An 18728-nucleotide genomic window follows, 5' to 3' on the forward strand; every position below is an offset into this window, starting at 1 on the left:
TCGCGCGAAGCGCGATTGATGCGGGATTTGCAATTGAATTCGACGCGGCCGTTCCGTGATCGCGAGTGTCGGCTGGGCGAGCCGCTAACATATCTGCCACGCGTCAGCACCTCCCTGTCGGCGCTGTCCAAGGCGCGGCTGGCCGACGACCCAAGGGCTGCCAACACATCAACCCAGCGTCACTCCGTGTCGGGCACATCGCCCACACCGACGAGCGTGGTGGGCTCCCCGTAAGTGCGACCACCCCAACAGCGAGAGGGTTGGTTTGATTCCGAAATCGTTTCTGGGCGGCACTGGCAAAGTCCGCGGGCCGGGCCGTGTACGTCAATCTCGCTGTGATGCCTCTCCTCTGCGTCAGAGAGGGGCGTGGGCCAATACCAATCCGTTTTTGCTTTGCGTCGAATCTCTGAATGAGTTTAGTTTTTCACGCATCCATGGAGGAGGGCACATGCCAATTTATCAACGAGCTAAAGAAGCTGGGGTGTTCGATTCCTCCGAAGTCGCTCTGCTGGGCCGCGTTTTCGAGAAGTTGAAAACCGAGGGCCAATCGCCGGAGCGGCGTGAAGCGCTCGCATCCCGCGTTATAGCAAACTATCAGGCCGGGATTAAAGACGAGGAAGAACTTGCGGCGGTCTCCAAACTGCCGCTGGGGCGGTGAAGACCATCCGTTCACGCTGGGCTGTCCGCAGGTGCATCAGCCCTGTCGAAACAGAGCAAAAAGCCCGTCAATTGCCGACGGGCCTTCTGACTGCCGGGCGGGAGAGTGCCATCCCGCCGTCGCGGCTGGTTGGCACTTCGACCCGGTATTTGCACTAACGGCGGGCGATTAGCAGACAAAGCTGTCGCAAGTCGCGGTCGTAAGAGTCTTGACTATTGAGTACATCCACGCAGCGCTTCTTCATTCGGGTCAGCTGTGCACCTGATATGTCGGCGGCGGCGCTAACCAATCTCGCCCTATTGGAATTGGACTGGCTACTACTCGGGACGGATTGACCGCTTAGGATGGATGGGCTGCTTAGGATGTTTGCCGTCCCAACGCCCGAGTTGATGCCGCTTCTGGAAGCCACGGCGGCTCTGCCGCGGTCCCGGATGGCCTGCCCAGCGTTGCATTCAGTCTGGTCGCCACGCCGTCGACCCCATCCACTGTCGCACCGGCTCCGGCTTTCAGCGAATTCGGGCCGCTTACTGTTGCGCCCAATGCGGCCACCACCCCATCGGACCCACCGGCCGTTGTGGATACTCCGGCTCGCAGGACCGCCAGCCTTTGGCGCAATTCCGGCCCCCGAGATTTTGGCCCCGCCCACTGTCGCGCCGACGCCAGCGTCGATGCCACTCTCGCCTCCCACCGACGCACCGAGACCCGCGCCGACATCGCTCGATCCGCCAACCGCTACTCCCAGGGCATTGACGCCGCCAGCCGCACCGATGGAAGCACCGGCCTCGGCGCTGATGCCGCCAGAGCCACCGACCGAAGCACCGGCCCCAGCATTGATGCCGCCGCTCCCACCAACGGAAGCGCCGACGCCTGCGCTAATTCCTGCGGCGTTTGCGGGCGCACAAAGAACTGCAATGATGACACCACCCGCCAATGTGCGGGCGGCTCTCGCAACGATACTGCCCATGACACTCTCCTGTGGCTGGCAAGACCAAGTGCAACAAGGCGCTTGGCCTGCTATCCACATTAGAACGGGCTCACGTGCCCGCCGTTTCACAAGCGGCAGAGCGTTCCACCAGGGGTCGGATGGGAGTCCGTGTCGTCACTTCGAAGCAGTGACACGAACTGCTTTAGAACGCTTTGCGCAGTTCTCTCCACAGCCTCACCCGCTATCGCCCATTGAGCGAAGTGTCCATCAATATGCATACGGGCCAGCCCGTAAACCAGCGCCCTGGCGGCGACATTGGCCTCGGCGATATTCACGGCACCCAGCTTGCCTTGTTGCTGTGCATCTTCGATCGCGCCCTCCATAGCCGACCGCACCACCCTGTTGTCCTCACGAAGCGATTCCGAGCTATTCCAGTCGATGAGACTGCGCGTCGAAATGATCTGGAAGTGCGTGGGATTGTGGATCGCCCAGTGCAGGTACGCAGAGCCAACCGCCTCGAAACGCGCCATTGGATCGTCCTTCGGAATGCTCTCGACGGCATCGACGACTTCGGAACGGAATAGACTCATGGCCTGCTCCGCAACGGCCGTCATCAACGCGGTTTTGTTGGGGAAATGACGAAAAGGCGCACCGGGAGAAACTCTGGCACGCTTTGCAACTTCACGGACGCTGACGTTCTCGGGACCAACTTCCTCGACCATTTGAATGGCAGCGTCGATCAGCGCACCCCTCAAGTTGCCGTGGTGGTAGCTACCGCGACTGGGCGCCTTGGCTCTTGGCATCAGTTTATCTCCTGTTTCGGAAGTGCCGTGACGGCGGCTGAGAGAACGCAATATAATGTAATCACCGTTTACAAAACGTTCAAGATGATGTAATCACTGCTTACTGAGGGATATTAACGGGCTGCGATACCGCTGTGCCTGGATTCCCAGATGAAGGAATGACCATGCTCACCAATGTCGCCGAACCCCAATCCGTTCGCCCGTTCTCATCCCTCGATGGTGCGGACAAGCCGTATTCGCATTCGTCGGGCAAAACCGTGTCCAGCGCTTCGCTCTATCGACTTGCGTCGATCGCTGGCGTGGGCAGCTCGCTCGTTCTTCTAGTCAACGCAGCCAAGCGTGCCACCCTTATTCCAATCAACGACCTCACCCAGCTTGTGGCACCACTCGCCGAGGTGATGGCGCTCGGCCTGGTCCTTGGCTTGTTCATGGCATTTGGACGACGAGCCGGCCTGTTTGGAGCTATTGCCTTCGTCATCAACTTCATTGCCCTTGCGTGCTTGGAGGGCGTCGAAGTTGTGATCAACCTCGTCTTTGCGAAACTCCCGCCTGAAACGATCATGGAGCTCCGAGCGGGACCCCTGGGACTGATGTTGACCGCTATCTCGATGCTGTTCCTTGTAGGGTCGATCGCCTTCGCGATCTCGATGGTGAAAGCAAGGGGCGTACCATGCATTCCCCTCGCCCTTTACGCAGTCAGCTCAGTGCCAATTGCGTTCCGGGCGTTTGTTCCTGAATTGGTCTTGGACTTGGGCTTGGTGACCCTTGCGGCGGCTATTGCGTGGTTGGCCGGATGGCTTTGGGTCGATACCCGCTTCGACGACCTCCCGCCGAAGGTGGTTATCGCCGCAACGGCTCGTTAGAATGTCCTGCCCACGCCACACCGCACTTTGGCGGCTGGCACGTCGCGATGCATGAGCCGACTGCCCTCTCATCGGGTTGTCCGCCAACGCCGTTCGCTTAACTGGCACATGCCTGCGGCACTGTTTCGGGGAATAGCAAGTCCTTCGACCACGACGGTGATGGCCTCCTACCGCTGCCGGGCGGATCCAGCCAGTCACGCAACCCGTCGCCCAGGAGGTAAAACCCGCCAATTGCGGCTGAAACAAGAGAACCGACATGCGTTGCTCTCGTTTCCGATAGAGAGGAACGAAGATGGCGGACGACAAAAGCAAGCCTGATTTCCGGGGCCGTGACCGCGTCTCGCCAGATGAGGAGTACAGGTCGAGTACTTCGCCCGGAAGGCAAGCCAACACCGCAACTGGTCGGGGAGCTCATTGCCAGGTACGGCAATGACTGCGCTATGCTGGAGCTTGATGCCAAGGCCCTCAAAGGCCGTTGATGCTCGATCACCAGGTATCGGTAGAAGAGCTCTATGGCGACGAGCTCGTTTCCAGTGGAGTCGGTCGAGACCGATCCGATGAAGGCAGGGGCAGTTGCCGCCGGCTGCAAAGTTTCACCGGGCCTTGCAGGAACACTGGTTTCGCGTGGTCGATGAAGAGCCGCCGAGTACGAGTTCAGCTTAGCCGAACCGGGCGGAATAGAAGGAGGTCTCCGACCTTGCCGCCCGAGACTCTGATCGATCAGACTCGGGCGCAGCCCCCGGCCCCCCTGTCATCAGGGCTGCTAGGACGCGCACCGAGGGCAGGTCTAGACATATCGGCTGTCTACGACCGCTGCGGAGAACCATTGGAGGTTCATGAGGCCTCCCAACCGAGCCTTCTTGCGAAGTCATCCGAATTGAGGAGATCCACGATCTCGGTCGCGTAATCCCTATCGATCAGGTCGACATAGGAATGGCCCTCAATCTCAGCGGGCAGTCCGGTGAACACGTCAAAGACCGCCCAGGTGCCGCCGATTTCGTTCCTGAGGCCGTACCTTCGAGTTTCCATATGGCCACATTACTGCAATCTAATATGGCTGGGAATAGCGGGAACAAGGAGCACCAGTGGAGGCTCACATGATGTGCCCCCGGTTGATCCTTCGCTTCATGTCGGCTGTGTTCAGATGGATGACCAAATCGGTCGCCCAGGTCAGGTCAAGACCCACCGCAAGGTGCCCCCGAGTTATGGCCGGCTGCCCGGTATGTCGGTCGACCACTGACCACCCGAGATTCATCTTGTCGAGAGCGGCCTTGAGGCCGCGTGCCTGCGATGGGGGCGGTCGCGAACTAGGCCTGCCAAGGCCATTTTGCACATTCGTTCCGAACCTGAGTACCAGTAAGACCCAGGTCTGCAAGCTGATGGTCTTCGAGCTCGGCCAATTGTTTGCGTTGGCAGTGGAGTTGGATCCAGCGCGATACGATCACAATCGCTCCTGTCACATTGTTGGCGATGTGACGGACATATGTCGGCAGTGACGACAAAGGCCTCCGCGCTTCGGTCAGCGGGTGATTGAACATTTCTCATCCTTTCGCCGCATCCATATTGACCTGTGGCGTTGGAATGCCTCAATCTACTGGCGTGTGCAAAGCATCGTTTCTCGTGCTAGCCCCAATTTTTCTCATGACGTGGTGTTAAATTGGCTCGCCGGTTGCCATCGCTAAATGCCCTCAAAGCCTTCGAGGCGGCGGCACGCCATGAGAGCTTCACCAGGGCGGCGGAAGAGCTGTCCGTGACCCAGGGCGCGGTGAGCCATCAGGTGAAGGCGCTCGAGCTCGAATTGGGCATCAGGCTGTTCGATCGCGAACGTCAAAAGCTGAGCATCACACGGGCCGGGCTTTCCTATCTGGAGGTGGTGCGCGATGCCTTCGACCGTATAGCTCTGGGCACCCAGCGCATCCAGCATCTATCACGGGCCGGAGCGCTGACGGTCAGCACGTCGCCCGACTTCGCCGCCAAATGGTTGGTCAACCGCCTTGGCCGGTTTGCCGAGACGCATCCAGCCATCGATCTCAGGATTTCCGCGACCATGCATCATGTCGATTTCGCCAGAGAGGATGTCGATCTTGCGGTGCGGCATGGCGATGGCAACTGGATGGGGCATGACGTTGTCCGTCTGTGCTCCGAGGAACTGTTCGCGGTCTGCAGTCCCAAATTACAACAGCGGATGCGCGAGCCGTCCGATGTGCTTAAATTTCCGTTGCTGCATCTTGATGACCGAAAGGACTGGTCGAAATGGCTCGAGGCCGCTGGCGTGGTCGATGCCGAACTCTCCCACGGGCCGGTCTTGAACCGCGCCAGCATGCTCATAGACGCCGCTGTCGACGGCCAAGGCGTCGCACTCGCCCGCACCACCCTTGCGGCGTGGGATCTCATCAACGGGCGCCTTGTCAGGCCGTTCGCCACGGCTCTGCGATTGTCCAAGACCTACTGGATCGTCTGTCCCAAGGCGACGTCGATGCTGCCCAAAGTCATTACATTCCGCGACTGGCTGTTGGCCGAGGCTGCTGATGACTTAGGTCGCCTCAAGACGCTCGCTCCATAGTGGTACTTCCAAATCGCGAACGCCTGGCAATCGCAGGTGTTACTCGCCAAAGGCTCAATTCCTGGACCGACTCTTCCGACGGGCGACCATCCGGTTACGGGTCGTGAGCGATTTCGACCAACACCGATGTAAGAGGCCGCCTGGGCGCAAACCTGCCGTTCAACCGATGCTATGAAAAAGACCGGATTGGGGCCGTTTCCAGTCCGTCCGGTTGTGGACGAACTGGGCGATAACCTGACACTCTCCAACGGCTTTCAACGAATCTTGGAACAGCTACGGTTGGCTGTGCCGGACGAGCGAGCGCATTGTTGCGCGCTAACGCTTGCGCAATAAAACCGGGACGACGTGGTGAAAAGCGATTCCCTCATCGCGGTGTTCACCTCCGGTAATGGCTGCAAACCATGCTGACGCAGCGCCAAGCGCGGAGCCCGCAGCAGTCGCGAAGCTAAATATGGCAGCTATGTGGGCTGAAAGGCGCACCGTGCTTTCGTTAAGTTGCGCGTTAGCGGGATTGACCACGGCGGTCGCGCCGTGGCCACCAAGCATCGCTAAGAAAAACGCTGCTCCGAGTGTCGCTAGAGCCCAGACTGCGATGCCATGTATGCCATCGCGGAATTCGCTTTCACTTTGTTTGCTATCCTCCCAGCGGGTGCGCATTCGTCCGACTACATACCCGCCAGCTGCAGAACTTGCTATGGCGACGATAACTACCCATAGTCCTGCCGCGAGCACGTTCCAAGAGGCGCCACCGTTGGGAAGAGTTGGCGACCCTAGCGCCAAACCAGCGCTTGATCCGAATTGCAAAAGAACCACTGAAATGGCGCAAGCAATGACACCCCCGCCAAATATGCCTCCCCATTCAAGATAGGACGATGGGGCCGCTTTTGGGGTCACTGCAGCGCTTTCTGTTGGGACTATTTTGGCCATGATCTTACCGAAGCCCAAAAAATGACAGAATGAACAAAACGATCACGACGAGACCAACAAGATAGATTATTCCGTTCACGGCATCCTCCTCCTGATTGCGGACCGTGAGACAACGTGTCCGTGAGGGTTTGGTTGCAAAAGAGCCGGGCCTGGCCTGAGATCGGTATCCCCACTGATGTACGCGTTTAAGCAGCGGCAAAGCCGATTCAATGACATCCGTTGCGCTGCTTCTAACGGAGCCGGACGACGACCGGCCGTTATGAGATTGGTGCTGGTAACCACTGCGTCAACGCACTGCTTTATGGGTGTGAGTCTGCCTGGGCGACGGCACGGAATTGGCCGCGCCCGCCACTTCTAAGGACGGGATTGACGCGACCAAGTCACCCCACGTTGCCGAGTTGGAGTTCGCCGGTGAGCATGCGCTCGTTCGGATCGATCGAGCCAAGAGTCTTCACCACCCGAAAGCGGGCGCGCTGCGCCTGCGCGAATATCTGTTCATGCGAACATGGGTGCTGGCCGGGGACCATTTCGGCCGGACCGACCGGTCCCTCGCTTCTACGGGCATGATTGAGCGCCCGGGTGATCGCGTCGCGCTGGACCGTGCCGGCCTCGTTCACCGCCGCTTCCCACATCCTGATCGCCAGGTAATGGCCGGTGCAGCTGCCGCCCGCAGTGAGCATGGCGCTGCCGGGGAACCGGTCGCTGTAGTTGTAGGAGCGCGGCCAAACTGAGCTGTAGAGGCCCTCGATCTGCTCGAACGGGACAAGGTTGAAGAAAGACTTGACAGCTTCTCGCACTTGGTGAGTTCCGGTTTCTGATAGGTCTTCTTCATAAAGGTGCTCCCCACTTTACCCCTAGCCCGGCAATTGCGTTGCATGCGAGTCTTGCCAACCCGGGCGCCGGAGAAGAGAAGCGCGGCGCCGGCCCTCGTTTTTGCAATCACCGCCTGAGGGGTATACGGTTAGCCATCGGCGCAATTTTCCCCGGATGCGTCCGACAGTGAGAGAGAGAACCATGCTCTTGCCCGAGATGGGAGAAGAGCTATGCCCCAATCCACTTTTCGCAATCACATTTTGAAGACCCTAGCGCCCGCAGACTTCGCGCTGGTGCAGGCTTCATTGCACCGTGTCATTCTCGGCGTTAAGACCCAGTTGGTGTCGGTCAATGCGCCAATCAAATCCGTCTATTTCCCAGAGGCAGGTGTTGCTTCCGTGGTCGCAACGATGGTCAGCGGGCATCAAAGCGAGGTCGGCGTCATCGGGCGCGAGGGTATGACTGGTCTGGCCCTGGCGCTCGGCCAAGATAGGTCGCCAAACCAAACGTTTATCCAGATCGCCAGCAACGGATGGTGCCTCGCGGCACCAATGCTCCGCGCGGCACTGGCCGAAAGTTCGACCCTCCGCGATACCGTGTTGAGATATGCTCACAGCTTCATGGTTCAGTCCTCACGAACATCGCTCGTGAACAGGCGCTCAAACCTCGAAGAACGATTGGCGCGTTGGCTGCTGATGGTTCATGACCGTGTTGATTCCAACAAGATCGAACTTACCCACGATCTTTTGGCTATCATGCTTGGAACCGGGCGCCCTGGCGTGACCACGGCAATGCAAATGCTGGAATATCGAGGCCTCATCAGCGCCAAGCGTGGCGCGCTTGAAATCCTTGATCGCGCTGGATTGGTCAATGTATCGAATGGCGCTTATGGTGAGGAAGAGCAGCGTCCTTTCCGTGAGCTACCCGCCACCTACCCGGGACCTGTGCCCGTGAGTCGGGCTAGCTAAAGGGAAAGGCCTGCGTCAAACCTCTACGCAAACAGCGTGGGCCGACCGGTCGAAGCAGCGCGGAGCGAAAATCTCAGGACCTGCATGGCGACGTGATCGGCAGGAACCAAGACACCCCTGCCTCGTTTCTTTCGGGAAGGGACGTTTTTCAGGCATACAGGAATAGCAAAATGAAGGTTTTGATCTTGAGCGCCTTGGCGCTTTCGCTGGCGGCTCCGGTCGCTTCTTCGGCTGCCGAGGCTGACGTAGTGATCTCCGCGCATCACCGGCATCACCATCGTGCCACCGTCATATACAACGATGAAGGTGGCCGTCTTCACCACCGGCACCACGGGCAGGAAGCATTCTACGACAACGGTCATCGCTCGTGGCGCTATCGCCATCACCGCCCGAACACCGTGGTTGTCACCAGTTCGATCCACCGTCACCACCACAATCGGCCCGTTGTCATCCAGCAGGACGACAACGGTGATAGTGACTACTGATCGCCTTCCAAACTCGGCTCCATGCGTCAAATGCGAGGAGCCGGGTTAACGTCTAGATGCGTCCGGCCTTCAGCAGGCGTACGATGAACATGCGGGAGGGAACCGGGGAGGACGTGCGATGGTGAAACGCGAGCGGTAGCTGCCAAGCAGCGCGTGACGCTACCGATAGTGAAGACACTCGCCGATCGGCCGGTTTACGTCAAACCCCGGCCCGCCAAGAACAGACCGGCTCCGCCGCAGCATCACGCCGCCAGCAACGTGTAGGCTTTCAGACGCCCGCACTTTCCGAGCAGGACCGAGCTTAAGGATTGAGCGCCGACGCTCTATCCTTTCTCCTCTTTCTCCAGAACCCTCACGCGGTGCTGGTGAGGTTGCGACGTTCCGCGATTGGCGAAGCTCAAAGTTCTTTTCTTTTCAGGCTGAATCCCTGATGAGAGAAGCGAGATTGCTGCGTAACAACATAGGGGCTCAAGCCCCCGTTCAGCACCCGGCGGCCCGGAACATTGCAGGTTAACATATGTTAGACCGCATATGGCCCTGGCTCATCCCCCTCAATCGAAACCGGATAGCGTCCTTGTGGCCGCTGCACGATTGCAGGCGGCGCTCGACAGGCGAGCCGGCCACGATAAAAAGGGACGATCGGCAAGGCGGCCGACGCAGTGCCTGAGTTTACCGCGCCGGCCAGGGCCGACCGCAGGTCCGCCGCGCGCATACAAGACAGGACAAAGGGCCTGCGGTCAACATTCGCAAGGTGATGGATCAGGCGTGGCGGCGTGGTCCCTGTTCCTTGGAAGGGCCGCGGGAAAAGGCGGGCTTGGATGCCTACTTCGCTTTCGCGCCGTCCTTGCGTACTATCGCAAGCTTCGGCCTGTGGGCTTCAAGGATGACTCTGAGAGCTTCGTCTCTGGTGAAGCCGACCTTGCGGGCGTAGTACTCAGCTTCTCGCGCCGCTGGCGATCCAGTGGACGTTCGGTCTCCTGCTTTGCCTTCTTCATGAGGCGAATCATAGCACACCACGGACCTTGGCTAAGCCGCGCGGCGGGGCATTCTCGTGCCTACGGAGTACCACTGAGACGCGACTGTCTGGCGAGGTAGACGCACAGACGGTAGAGCGGTTGGCCCACTGCATCGGATTCGATCATTCCTGGTGCAGGATCTCGGAAGCTGTTCTACTGCCCGAAGTGCCGGAATGGATGTTGCTCGGACACTCCTAGTTCACCGGCCCTGTCCGTTCCATCGTACGGCGCGTCCTCGCCGGTTCCTGCATCTGTCGCGCGCGCACTCACAAAAGCCGCGACATCATGTGGATTAGGTGAGCAACTCGCGTACCAAGGCTGATTGTGATTTCGCCATCGTCGGTAGCAAAGTCCCAGCCGAAGAATGCTGCCCAGCAAAAAAGCAGAACGGAGTTAGCAAAGGCTAAATTAGCGGTATTGAACAAACCTTAATGCGTGGATGCTCACGCCGCGCCGCTTCCTTGCGTTCTTGCGCCACCGGTCAGCCTGGTCGGCACCTATATGATGCTGCTGAAGTTTGCCCACGCCCTTCTCTCCCCAATGTGAGAGTGCGTCCAACGTGGCGAAGAGTTAGTGATTGGTAACCCGCGGCTATGCCTCCGCATAAAGCGTCAATGCACTAGGAACACGCCGTCTCCTAGATCGTTGACTGCTGTCATGCCGTCGACCTTGATACGCAGAACGGAGTACGATCCAGACAAAAGGATTCTGTCGGTGTGGCTAGTGACCGACAACAAACGCTATGAGTTTGAGGACGTCCCGCCGGAGACCTTTGCAGAGTTCCGATCCGCCTTCGCCAAGGGCCGCTACTTCAACAGTCACATCCGTAATCACTTCCTTTACCGTCGAAGCGATAGCTGACTTCAAGCATCCATTTCCAACCGATCATGGACCGTCTTATCGTGCCAGATTACTTGCCTGAGATCCCGCATATCGACGGGCTGGTCACAGATCGGGCAGGTGTAAAAATGCTCGCCCTCGTTCTTGGGCGGGTGGCCGTGGCGCGTTCCTGTGATCGGCGGCCCTAAGTCGGATAGCTTCGTCATTCCACTAAACATTCAATTTTGCTAAAATGTTCCGGAACCTGAATCGAGCAGCCGTATGCGTAAGCCTGCCGGGGAAGATCTTGGTGGAGAAGCCTGAAGGCCATCATACGGCGCCAGCACAATCGCAGGCCCTGTATTCGAAGCAGAACCAGTGCGGCGGCTCGCGCTAGCGTCAATATCAGCGGAACCTAATATCCGCCGCGAGCTTACCGGCAGATGAGCACACGCGGCATCAACTTCCTCGATAAATGGATGGCAGAGCACCTGCCGAACGCGATGACCGACGACCCGGCGGCGATCAGCGAACTTGCTGACCAGGCCATGGAAGCAGCGGGCCGGGAGGGGATCGAGGTAAGCGAGATCTATGAAGAGGTGGGCAGCGTCTTCGAAGTGATCGCGGAGGCGATGCAGCACCGCGAAGGCAGCCTGGCGGGCTAACCGCGCGGCTAGCTCTAGGCACTGACCGGCCCTGTCGTGTTCCACTGAATGAATGTGGCATCCTTGCCGGTGATATCCTTGACCGTCTTCAACAGCGCCTCATGCGTCCTTTGCAGCGTCCTGTAGTGTTCGCTGGAAGGCGATAGAAGCGGCTGGACGATGCTCTTGTGCAGAGCTTCCGCTGCCAGCAGAAAGCGGTCCAGTTCCGCCTTCGATAGTTGCTTGGAAAGTTTTGTTCTAGCCATTGCGACCTCCTGTCAGAGAAATCGCCCCGCCTAGGACAAGGTTCCTATCGCGCTACTTGGCGGGAAGCAATAGCAAGACCATGGCGCAGACGGCCATTGATGGGGGGCAGACCATGTCGCGCTGCCGGTAGCGCAAACCGCGCTGGCGATCATTAGGTCGATGGGGCGCTAACCCGCCAACGCGCGCCCGACGCCAATAATCGCGATGGACCAATTCATCACGCTTGGCGGGCTTTCTCTTGGCGGCTTAGCAAGGCCAATAATTCGAGCAGCCGTCAACGGATGGTTCTGAACTGCCGCTGCCCGGCAGGAGCTTAATCGCAACGATTATGGTGACAACGATTACTCCTCCGAGAAGCAAACCGGTTATCTCCGATTGCTTGGCTTCCTTTTCCCGGATCGCGGCGGCAGGTGCATTGTCGTCGCTCGCGGCTAGACGCGCCTCTTTATAAGAATCATATTCACCGACCCTGACCGCGTCGACATTGCGAATGAGGATTCAGCGGTCACCTTCTTGTGTGATGCTATAAGGCGGGTTGGTCCTGGAGTGCCAAAAAAGCGGGGAGAGAAAGCGGGGAAAGTTCCCGATTATCCTAGAAAACGCAATGAAATCAATAGTTGTTGGCTCCCCGGATCGGACGAAGCTGCGAACTATGAATTCGCGATTCCCCTCCAAGGTACGCCTACGCCTAAGAAGATGCGTAAACGTGACCGCGACCGAGCTGAGGCCGGATGCTTGGCCGGCGTTCCAAAGCCGTCGCTAAGAGAGCGGGCCGTAGCCCTCGCACTTGACAAGGGCGAAGTCAGGACGAAAGAGCTGACTGATATCGGCATTCCTCGTTGCTACCTTGCCCGCATGTGCGACGAGGGCCTGCTCTTGAAAGTAGCCTATGGGCGCTACTGTGCGGCAGTTCCGAATGCGGCCTAAACGTCGCATTCGCGACGGCGGTTCAAGTAGGGAGAGCGCTACCGCCTTTCCCCATGCTCACAGAGCTGCCAGTTCAGAATTCGCTGTTCCGGCTGAGGGACGTGAACAACAACCAAGGACATTAGCTAGCGATTAAAGCTGCGCGCATCCGTTTAGAAATCGACACGATCCATGTACGCAGTTCCGGGCCGAAGGGCTTTTGCAGGGCCGCACGGTCCCAAGCGAGGAAATAGGCTTGGGATAATCTGAGCCGTTGATTGAAAGGTATGATGAGCCTGCCGGACGCGATATCCTCGGCGGCCATCGAAAGCTGCGCCAGCACAATGCCCCTTCCGTTCGTTGCTGCGTCGATCGCGGCGCTCGACAAGGAAAAGGCGACTTCGCCTGAAGCCTTTCGGTACAACGTTCCGATGCTTGCGGCCCATTCCGCCCAGCTTGGCGGCGAACGGTGGTCGCGAGCCCATTCGATGCTGAGAAGCGGCAGATCGAGAATGTCGGCAGGTTTGCGGACCGGATGTTTCGCCAGCAGCGAGGGCGAGCAGGCCGGCACCACCCAATCGGTGAACAGCTCAATATAGTGGTTGAAATCGCGATACTTGTCGCCATACGAAATGCGGAAGTCGACCTGTTCGGCGCCCAGCCGGGGTTCTGTCTCGGCGCCCACCAGCCGCACGGTGGCGCCGGGGTGACCGATCTGCCAATCCAGGAGCTGCGGACCAATCCATTTGCTGGCCAGCGATGGCAGGCAGGAGATTGTCAGCGTGTCTGCCGATCGCGCCCGTTCGATGACGTCTTGGGCTTCGCGAATTTGATCGAACCCGAGGGAAACCGCCGCGTGATAGACACGCCCCAGAGCTGTAAGGGCGACGCTCCTGCCGCGCCGTTCCAATAGCCTGGCCTCCAGGGCATCTTCCGCCTTGCGGATCTGCTGGCTGACCGCGCCGACAGAGACGCCGAGCTCATTTGCCGCAGCCGTCACGCTGCCACGCCTGCCGAAGGCCTCGAAGGCCTGTATCGCACGCAGGGGGGGCGGTTTCTTCACCGGGGCAACGATCCTGGAGTCAGCTTGATTTAGTTTTTCTAAAATAGAACGCAGATGCAAGCCCTATGTCGTCCCGTGCCCGCAAGATATTCGTTTGGGCGTTCACAAGCTGGGGAGGACGCCATGTTTCTTCGAAACTGCTGGTACGTTGCGGCATGGGACCATGAGGTCGCCGACCGGCTGGTGCCGACCCGGATCCTTGGCGAGGACATTGTTCTCTACCGCCGCACCGATGGTGTGGTGGCGGCGCTTGAGGATGCGTGTCCGCATCGCAAGCTGCCGCTGTCCATGGGCCGCATCAAGGGCGACACGGTCGAATGCGGCTACCACGGTCTGACCTTTGACAGCACGGGAACCTGCACGCGAGTGCCGGGCGCGGAAAAGATACCGCATGTCGCATGCGTCCGGTCCTATCCGATCGCGGAGCGCTACGGGCTGCTCTGGGTCTGGATGGGCGAGGCGGCAAAGGCCGATCCCGCGCGGATTTTCGCGGTCGACCACTGGGGCGATCCGGCATGGGGTGTCAATCGCGGCGAGTCGATGGCGCTGGATTGCAACTATCTCTACATGACCGACAACCTGCTCGATCCATCACATGTGTCGTGGGTCCATCAATCTTCCTTCGGCGGTGTCCAGGCCATGGAAGATGCGCCGCTCGAAACCACCGTCGGCGAGGACGGCGTGACCGTATGGCGCTGGGTGCTCGATGCCGCGCCGGCGCCCTTCTATGCGCCCTTCCTCAAATTCTCCGGCAATTGCGACCGCAAGCAGCACTACGAAGTGCGTTACCCCTCCAACGCGATCATCAAGGCGATTTTCGTGCCGGCCCGCACCGGGGGCGAGGGCAAGCCGCTGCACGAGGACGTGTTCCTCATGGACAGCTACAACTTCATGACGCCGGTCGATGAGAACCAGACGAAATATTACTGGTTCCAGATGCGCAATTTCGCTCCCGACGATCTGGAGGTGTCGCGCCAGTTCGCCACCTCCGTGCGCGGCGCTTTCGACGAGGACCGCACCGTGCTCAACGCGGTGCACAAGGGTATGGCCAACAAGCGCACGCCCAATCTTGATCTCAAGATCGATGTCGGGCCGCTGCGTTTTCGCCGCAACCTGGCCAAGCTGATCGCCAGCGAAAGCCAGCAATTGGCGGCCGCCGAATGAACGTATTCACCGCTCGCGACACCATCGCAAGAAGCGGATTTCGCGACCTGAGGGTGGTTGCGAAGGTGCGCGAAAGCGCCATCATCACGTCGTTCCACATGGAGCCGGTCAATCCATGGGATTGGCGCGATTTCGAGCCGGGCCAGTTCCTGGTGTTCAAGATACCCGTGCCGCAGGCGGCCGGCGAAAAGGGATATGTGCTGCGCAACTACAGCGTTTCCAGTTCTCCGGCCAGCAAGGGCCGCTACCGGATCAGCGTGAAACGGGAAGCAGCAGCAGCGCCTGGCCTGCCTGACGGGATAAGCTCATGCTTCTTGCATGACCGGATCGAAGTCGGCGACATACTTCAGGCCGAAGGGCCGCGCGGCGAGTTCGTGCTCGACAATGCGAGCAGCCGTCCAGTCGTGCTGCTCAGCGGCGGCGTCGGGCTGACGCCGATGGTCTCGATGCTGCATAGGCTGGCTTCGATGCCGTGCCGCTGTGCCGTGTTCATTCACGCCTGCGAAAACGGCGACGTGCATGCCTTGCGCGACGAGGTGACCGGCCTTGTGGCGACACGGCCAGGCCTGACCGCGCACTACTGCTACCGATCCCCGTCCGAACGCGACAAGGCCGAGCAACACTTCCACAGCGAAGGCATGATTTCGCGGGCCGTGCTACAGCGCCTGTTGCCGATAGACGATTACGATTTCTACCTCTGTGGTCCGCCGCCGTTCATGCAGGCGATCTACGCCATGTTGCGCGAGCATGGCGTGCCGAAGCACCGCATCGCCTACGAATTTTTCGGCCCGGCGACGGTGCTTGAGCCTGATGCCGTACCAATCCCTGCGGTTGTCGCGCAGACGGCGGGGATCGCGCCGGCAGGCGAGGCAACAACCGTGGAGTTTCGAAAATCGGGACTCAAGGCCATCTGGAATGGCTCCGCCGCATCGCTGCTCGACTTTGCCGAGGATCAGGGTCTGGAACCGGAATTCAGCTGCCGGTCCGGCATCTGCGGCACATGCAAGTCGCGGCTGGTCTCGGGCGACGTGGCCTATTTCGAAGAACCGCTGGACGAGCTTGGGGCAGGCGAGGTGCTGCTGTGCTGCTCTAGGCCCTGCGGATCAGTCGTCCTCGATATTTGAGAAGATCGTGGTGCCGCGTGTGGGCGGAGAACGGAAGTCGGGATTTGGAACAATCGGTCAAACCAGCGTCGAGCCTGCCGCTCAATCCGCATATCGCTGCCTTGCCGCCCTACAATGCCGGCATGAACATCGCGATGGCGCGGGCGCTGAGTGGCCGCCAAGACATCGCCCGGCTGGCTAGCAACGAGAACCCGGATGGCTGCTCCCCCGCCGTCATGGCCGCCTTGGCCTCCTCATCGTTCGAACCTTGGCGCTATGCCGATCCGGCCTGCACGGCGCTGCGCGCAGCGCTTGGCGAGAGGCTGGCGATCGATCCCGGCCTGATCGTTGCCGGCAACGGCTCCGAGGAGATGATCGCCGCCATCTCGCGCGCCGTTGTGGTACCAGGCGCCTCTGTCGTTACCACAGCGCCGAGCTTCGGCCTGCATGAGATAGAGCCGCTGGCGATGGGGGCTGATGTCGTCAAGATTGCGATGACGCCGGACATGGGGTTCGATCTTGCCGCGCTCGAAACGGCAATCGCCGCCGAGCCGCGGATCGTTTTCATATCCTCGCCATGGAACCCGGTCGGGCCGGGCCTCGACCATTCCAGCCTGCAACGGCTGATCGGCGCCGTGCAGCCAGGCACGCTTCTTGTCCTCGACGAAGCCTATTTCGAGTTTGCCGATCCCGGCGCGCCCGACGGCATCGAGGTCCTGCGCGACAGCGGCATCGATCATGTGGTGCTGCGGACATTTTCGAAAGCCTATGGCCTGGCGGGATTGCGCGTGGGCTATGCCGTCTGTTCGGGTCTCGAATTGGCAAGGGTGATCTCCGCTGCCAAGACACCGTTCAACGTCAATGCGGCGGCGCAGATCGCGGCCATCGCCGCACTCGCCGACGAAGGCTGGATGAAGGCGTCGGCGGGCCGCGTCAGGGCCGAGCGCGTGCGCGCAGCCGCCGCGCTTGCCGCCCTTGGTTTCCGGGTTGCGCCGTCGCAAACAAACTTCCTGTTCTTTGACTGCAAGGGCGACAGTTCGAGACTTGCCGCCGGTCTCCTGAAGCAAGGGATCATCGTCAAGGCATGGCGCGAGGCCGGCTACGAGCACTACCTGCGCGCCACCATCGGGTTGCCGGCTGACAACGACCGGCTGATCGCAGCACTTCAAGAAATGGTGGCGAGATGACCGGCCTCGCGTCTCCAAGGCAAATGAACTCGACCGACCAGGCGGTGCCGCCGTCGATTGTCGACGCGATCCGCGATGTCGTCGGTGCGGCGAATGTGCGCACCGGAGAGGATGCCGGGGCGATCGACCTTGGCTCGAATGGCGCGGATTGTGACGCCGGCATCGTCGTTGCGCCTTTATCGACCGCCGAAGTCGCGGCGGTGGTGCGCATCTGCCGCCAAAACGAGATCCCGATCGTGCCGCAAGGTGGAAAGACCGGCCTGGTCGGCGGCAGCGTTTCGCGGCCAGGCGAGGTCGTGCTTTCGATGACGCGCATGAACCGCATCGAGCGGCTTGATCCTGTCGAACGCGTGGCCGTCGTCGGCGCCGGCGTCACTCTTGAAGCGCTGCAAGAGGCCGCGCGCGAACACCGGCTGGAGCCGGGCATCGATCTCGCCGCGCGCGGATCGGCGACAATCGGCGGCATGGTGTCCACCAATGCCGGCGGCGTGATGGCCTTTCGCAACGGCGTCATGCGCCATCGCGTGCTTGGCCTCGAGGCCGTGCTGGCCGACGGATCGGTCTATTCCGATCTTACCCGGGTGGTGAAGAATTCCGCCGGCTACGATCTGAAGCACCTCTTCATCGGCGCCGAGGGCACGCTCGGCGTCGTCACCCGCGCGGTGGTCAAGCTCGACCCTTTGCCGCGAGCCAGCGCCACCGCGCTATTCGGGTTGCCGTCGGTCGAGGCCGCTCTGCGGACTATTCGCCTGGCACTTGAATCGGATGCCGGGCATCTGCGTGCGGCGGAAGCGATGTGGAATTCGTATTTCGGTCTGGCCGCTGCCGCGCATGAATGGTCCGAACCTGGCGTGCCGCTCGACCAGCCGCTGTTCCTGCTGCTGTCGCTTGGCGGCGCGCGCGAAGAGGCGCTGCGCGAGGATTTCGAGCGGATTTATTCGGAAGTAATGGAGCACTATCCCGAAGCGACCGGCATCATCGCAGGCTCGCGGCGGCAAGAGGACGATTTGTGGCGGCTGCGCGAGGACACCAGCGTGCTCTACCGTGCCCATCCCCATGCGCCTTCCTTCGACGTGTCGGTGCCTCTGTCGGAAATTCCGGCCTATCTCGACAGAATACTGCCTGGGCTCGCTGCGATCGAACCGGATCTCGCGCCCTATGTCTTCGGACATCTGGCCGACGGGAATCTGCACATCATCTTAAACCGAAAGGGCCCGCTTGGCCTTGACATGGCGGAGGCTGTTGAGGGCGTCCTGTATCAACAACTGCGGGAAATTGGCGGTTCCTTTTCCGCCGAGCACGGTGTTGGGTCGAAGCGCATTCATTCGCTGCTGGGGACGGCGGACCCGACGAAGCTCGCCGTGATGGAGCGGGTGAAACGAGTGCTCGACGATCAGTCGGTCATGAACCCCGACAAGGTGCTTCCCTGCGACGCCTGGTTCGTCCGGTCCTCCAGGCCGTCTCATTCCGGCAGCGAGCGCCGATTGCCCTTCAAGAACGTGAGCGACCTCACCGATGAGTAACCCCATGCCGGAACCACAGGGAATGAACGGA

Annotated in this window: 19 protein-coding genes; 12 read left to right on the top strand and 7 right to left on the bottom strand. The window is 60.2% G+C overall.

What is annotated here, in order from left to right; all coding sequences use genetic code 11:
• Both O7B34_RS29225 and O7B34_RS29230 read left to right on the top strand, forming a co-directional pair.
• Positions 1-234: hypothetical protein (locus O7B34_RS29225; RefSeq protein WP_337149271.1), on the top strand; the 234-nt coding region annotated here is incomplete at its 5' end.
• Between the two features lie 214 nt (positions 235-448).
• Positions 449-658 (top strand): hypothetical protein, encoded by a 210-nt coding sequence (locus O7B34_RS29230; RefSeq protein WP_337149272.1) that lies wholly within the window; start codon positions 449-451, stop codon positions 656-658.
• A 1050-nt stretch (positions 659-1708) separates the two neighbouring features.
• Here O7B34_RS29230 and O7B34_RS29235 read toward each other — a convergent pair.
• Positions 1709-2386, bottom strand: a complete 678-nt coding sequence (locus O7B34_RS29235) for a TetR/AcrR family transcriptional regulator (RefSeq protein WP_337149273.1) — start codon at positions 2384-2386, stop codon at positions 1709-1711.
• 158 nt (positions 2387-2544) lie between these two features.
• Here O7B34_RS29235 and O7B34_RS29240 point away from each other — a divergent pair, with 158 nt between their 5' ends.
• The gene (locus O7B34_RS29240) at positions 2545-3249 is read left to right on the top strand and encodes a hypothetical protein (protein WP_337149274.1); all 705 of its coding nucleotides are present in this window, start codon (positions 2545-2547) and stop codon (positions 3247-3249) included.
• A gap of 834 nt (positions 3250-4083) precedes the next feature.
• Here O7B34_RS29240 and O7B34_RS29245 read toward each other — a convergent pair.
• Together O7B34_RS29245 and O7B34_RS29250 are read right to left on the bottom strand one after the other, a co-directional pair.
• A complete protein-coding gene (locus O7B34_RS29245; RefSeq protein WP_337149275.1) occupies positions 4084-4278 on the bottom strand; it encodes a hypothetical protein in 195 nt (64 codons plus the stop codon).
• A 278-nt stretch (positions 4279-4556) separates the two neighbouring features.
• Positions 4557-4787, bottom strand: coding sequence for a DUF1127 domain-containing protein (locus O7B34_RS29250; RefSeq protein WP_337149276.1), 231 nt, complete (start codon positions 4785-4787; stop codon positions 4557-4559).
• Between the two features lie 131 nt (positions 4788-4918).
• On the opposite strand from O7B34_RS29250, the gene O7B34_RS29255 reads away from it, so the two are divergent.
• Entirely contained in the window at positions 4919-5812 is an 894-nt protein-coding gene (locus O7B34_RS29255) for a transcriptional regulator GcvA (protein WP_337149277.1), read from the top strand.
• A 315-nt stretch (positions 5813-6127) separates the two neighbouring features.
• On the opposite strand, the gene O7B34_RS29260 is transcribed toward O7B34_RS29255, so the two are convergent.
• Positions 6128-6739, bottom strand: a complete 612-nt coding sequence (locus O7B34_RS29260) for a hypothetical protein (protein ID WP_337149278.1) — start codon at positions 6737-6739, stop codon at positions 6128-6130.
• A gap of 380 nt (positions 6740-7119) precedes the next feature.
• Positions 7120-7536, bottom strand: coding sequence for an ABC transporter substrate-binding protein (locus O7B34_RS29265; RefSeq protein ID WP_337149279.1), 417 nt, complete (start codon positions 7534-7536; stop codon positions 7120-7122).
• A gap of 246 nt (positions 7537-7782) precedes the next feature.
• Between O7B34_RS29265 and O7B34_RS29270 the strand changes: the two genes are divergently transcribed.
• From O7B34_RS29270 to O7B34_RS29285, 4 genes are all read left to right on the top strand, one after another.
• On the top strand, positions 7783-8520 hold the full coding sequence (locus tag O7B34_RS29270; protein ID WP_337149280.1) for a Crp/Fnr family transcriptional regulator: 738 nt from the start codon (positions 7783-7785) through the stop codon (positions 8518-8520).
• A 170-nt stretch (positions 8521-8690) separates the two neighbouring features.
• Entirely contained in the window at positions 8691-9005 is a 315-nt protein-coding gene (locus O7B34_RS29275) for a hypothetical protein (RefSeq protein WP_337149281.1), read from the top strand.
• 1673 nt (positions 9006-10678) lie between these two features.
• The gene (locus O7B34_RS29280) at positions 10679-10882 is read left to right on the top strand and encodes a KTSC domain-containing protein (RefSeq protein WP_337149282.1); all 204 of its coding nucleotides are present in this window, start codon (positions 10679-10681) and stop codon (positions 10880-10882) included.
• 401 nt (positions 10883-11283) lie between these two features.
• Positions 11284-11505: a DUF768 domain-containing protein gene (locus O7B34_RS29285; RefSeq protein WP_337149283.1), complete on the top strand. Its 222-nt coding sequence runs from the start codon at positions 11284-11286 to the stop codon at positions 11503-11505.
• 14 nt (positions 11506-11519) lie between these two features.
• On the opposite strand, the gene O7B34_RS29290 is transcribed toward O7B34_RS29285, so the two are convergent.
• Positions 11520-11750 (bottom strand): hypothetical protein, encoded by a 231-nt coding sequence (locus tag O7B34_RS29290; protein WP_337149284.1) that lies wholly within the window; start codon positions 11748-11750, stop codon positions 11520-11522.
• Positions 11751-12799: 1049 nt separating this feature from the next.
• A complete protein-coding gene (locus O7B34_RS29295) occupies positions 12800-13720 on the bottom strand; it encodes a LysR substrate-binding domain-containing protein (protein ID WP_337149317.1) in 921 nt (306 codons plus the stop codon).
• Between the two features lie 123 nt (positions 13721-13843).
• On the opposite strand from O7B34_RS29295, the gene O7B34_RS29300 reads away from it, so the two are divergent.
• From O7B34_RS29300 to O7B34_RS29315, 4 genes are read left to right on the top strand one after another with little or no spacing between them, the layout of a single operon-like run.
• Entirely contained in the window at positions 13844-14884 is a 1041-nt protein-coding gene (locus tag O7B34_RS29300) for an aromatic ring-hydroxylating dioxygenase subunit alpha (RefSeq protein WP_337149285.1), read from the top strand.
• Positions 14881-16008: a 2Fe-2S iron-sulfur cluster-binding protein gene (locus O7B34_RS29305; protein ID WP_337149286.1), complete on the top strand. Its 1128-nt coding sequence runs from the start codon at positions 14881-14883 to the stop codon at positions 16006-16008. The genes O7B34_RS29300 and O7B34_RS29305 overlap by 4 nt, the downstream gene beginning before the upstream one ends.
• A 44-nt stretch (positions 16009-16052) precedes the next feature.
• On the top strand, positions 16053-17174 hold the full coding sequence (hisC, locus tag O7B34_RS29310) for a histidinol-phosphate transaminase (RefSeq protein ID WP_337149287.1): 1122 nt from the start codon (positions 16053-16055) through the stop codon (positions 17172-17174).
• A gap of 23 nt (positions 17175-17197) precedes the next feature.
• A complete protein-coding gene (locus O7B34_RS29315; protein WP_337149289.1) occupies positions 17198-18697 on the top strand; it encodes an FAD-binding oxidoreductase in 1500 nt (499 codons plus the stop codon).
• Positions 18698-18728: the final 31 nt, after the last annotated feature.

Source organism: Mesorhizobium sp. Cs1299R1N3 (assembly GCF_037179625.1).
In the GTDB taxonomy this organism is placed as follows: domain Bacteria; phylum Pseudomonadota; class Alphaproteobacteria; order Rhizobiales; family Rhizobiaceae; genus Mesorhizobium; species Mesorhizobium salmacidum.

Excerpts from the sequence above, each read along its gene's own strand:
- O7B34_RS29230 (WP_337149272.1), top strand. The coding sequence starts at position 449 with ATGCCAATTTATCAACGAGCTAAAGAAGCTGGGGTGTTCGATTCCTCC.
- O7B34_RS29235 (WP_337149273.1), bottom strand. The coding sequence starts at position 2,386 with ATGCCAAGAGCCAAGGCGCCCAGTCGCGGTAGCTACCACCACGGCAAC.
- O7B34_RS29240 (WP_337149274.1), top strand. The coding sequence starts at position 2,545 with ATGACCATGCTCACCAATGTCGCCGAACCCCAATCCGTTCGCCCGTTC.
- O7B34_RS29245 (WP_337149275.1), bottom strand. The coding sequence starts at position 4,278 with ATGGAAACTCGAAGGTACGGCCTCAGGAACGAAATCGGCGGCACCTGG.
- O7B34_RS29250 (WP_337149276.1), bottom strand. The coding sequence starts at position 4,787 with ATGTTCAATCACCCGCTGACCGAAGCGCGGAGGCCTTTGTCGTCACTG.
- O7B34_RS29260 (WP_337149278.1), bottom strand. The coding sequence starts at position 6,739 with ATGGCCAAAATAGTCCCAACAGAAAGCGCTGCAGTGACCCCAAAAGCG.
- O7B34_RS29270 (WP_337149280.1), top strand. The coding sequence starts at position 7,783 with ATGCCCCAATCCACTTTTCGCAATCACATTTTGAAGACCCTAGCGCCC.
- O7B34_RS29275 (WP_337149281.1), top strand. The coding sequence starts at position 8,691 with ATGAAGGTTTTGATCTTGAGCGCCTTGGCGCTTTCGCTGGCGGCTCCG.
- O7B34_RS29280 (WP_337149282.1), top strand. The coding sequence starts at position 10,679 with ATGCCGTCGACCTTGATACGCAGAACGGAGTACGATCCAGACAAAAGG.
- O7B34_RS29285 (WP_337149283.1), top strand. The coding sequence starts at position 11,284 with ATGAGCACACGCGGCATCAACTTCCTCGATAAATGGATGGCAGAGCAC.
- O7B34_RS29290 (WP_337149284.1), bottom strand. The coding sequence starts at position 11,750 with ATGGCTAGAACAAAACTTTCCAAGCAACTATCGAAGGCGGAACTGGAC.
- O7B34_RS29300 (WP_337149285.1), top strand. The coding sequence starts at position 13,844 with ATGTTTCTTCGAAACTGCTGGTACGTTGCGGCATGGGACCATGAGGTC.
- O7B34_RS29305 (WP_337149286.1), top strand. The coding sequence starts at position 14,881 with ATGAACGTATTCACCGCTCGCGACACCATCGCAAGAAGCGGATTTCGC.
- O7B34_RS29315 (WP_337149289.1), top strand. The coding sequence starts at position 17,198 with ATGAACTCGACCGACCAGGCGGTGCCGCCGTCGATTGTCGACGCGATC.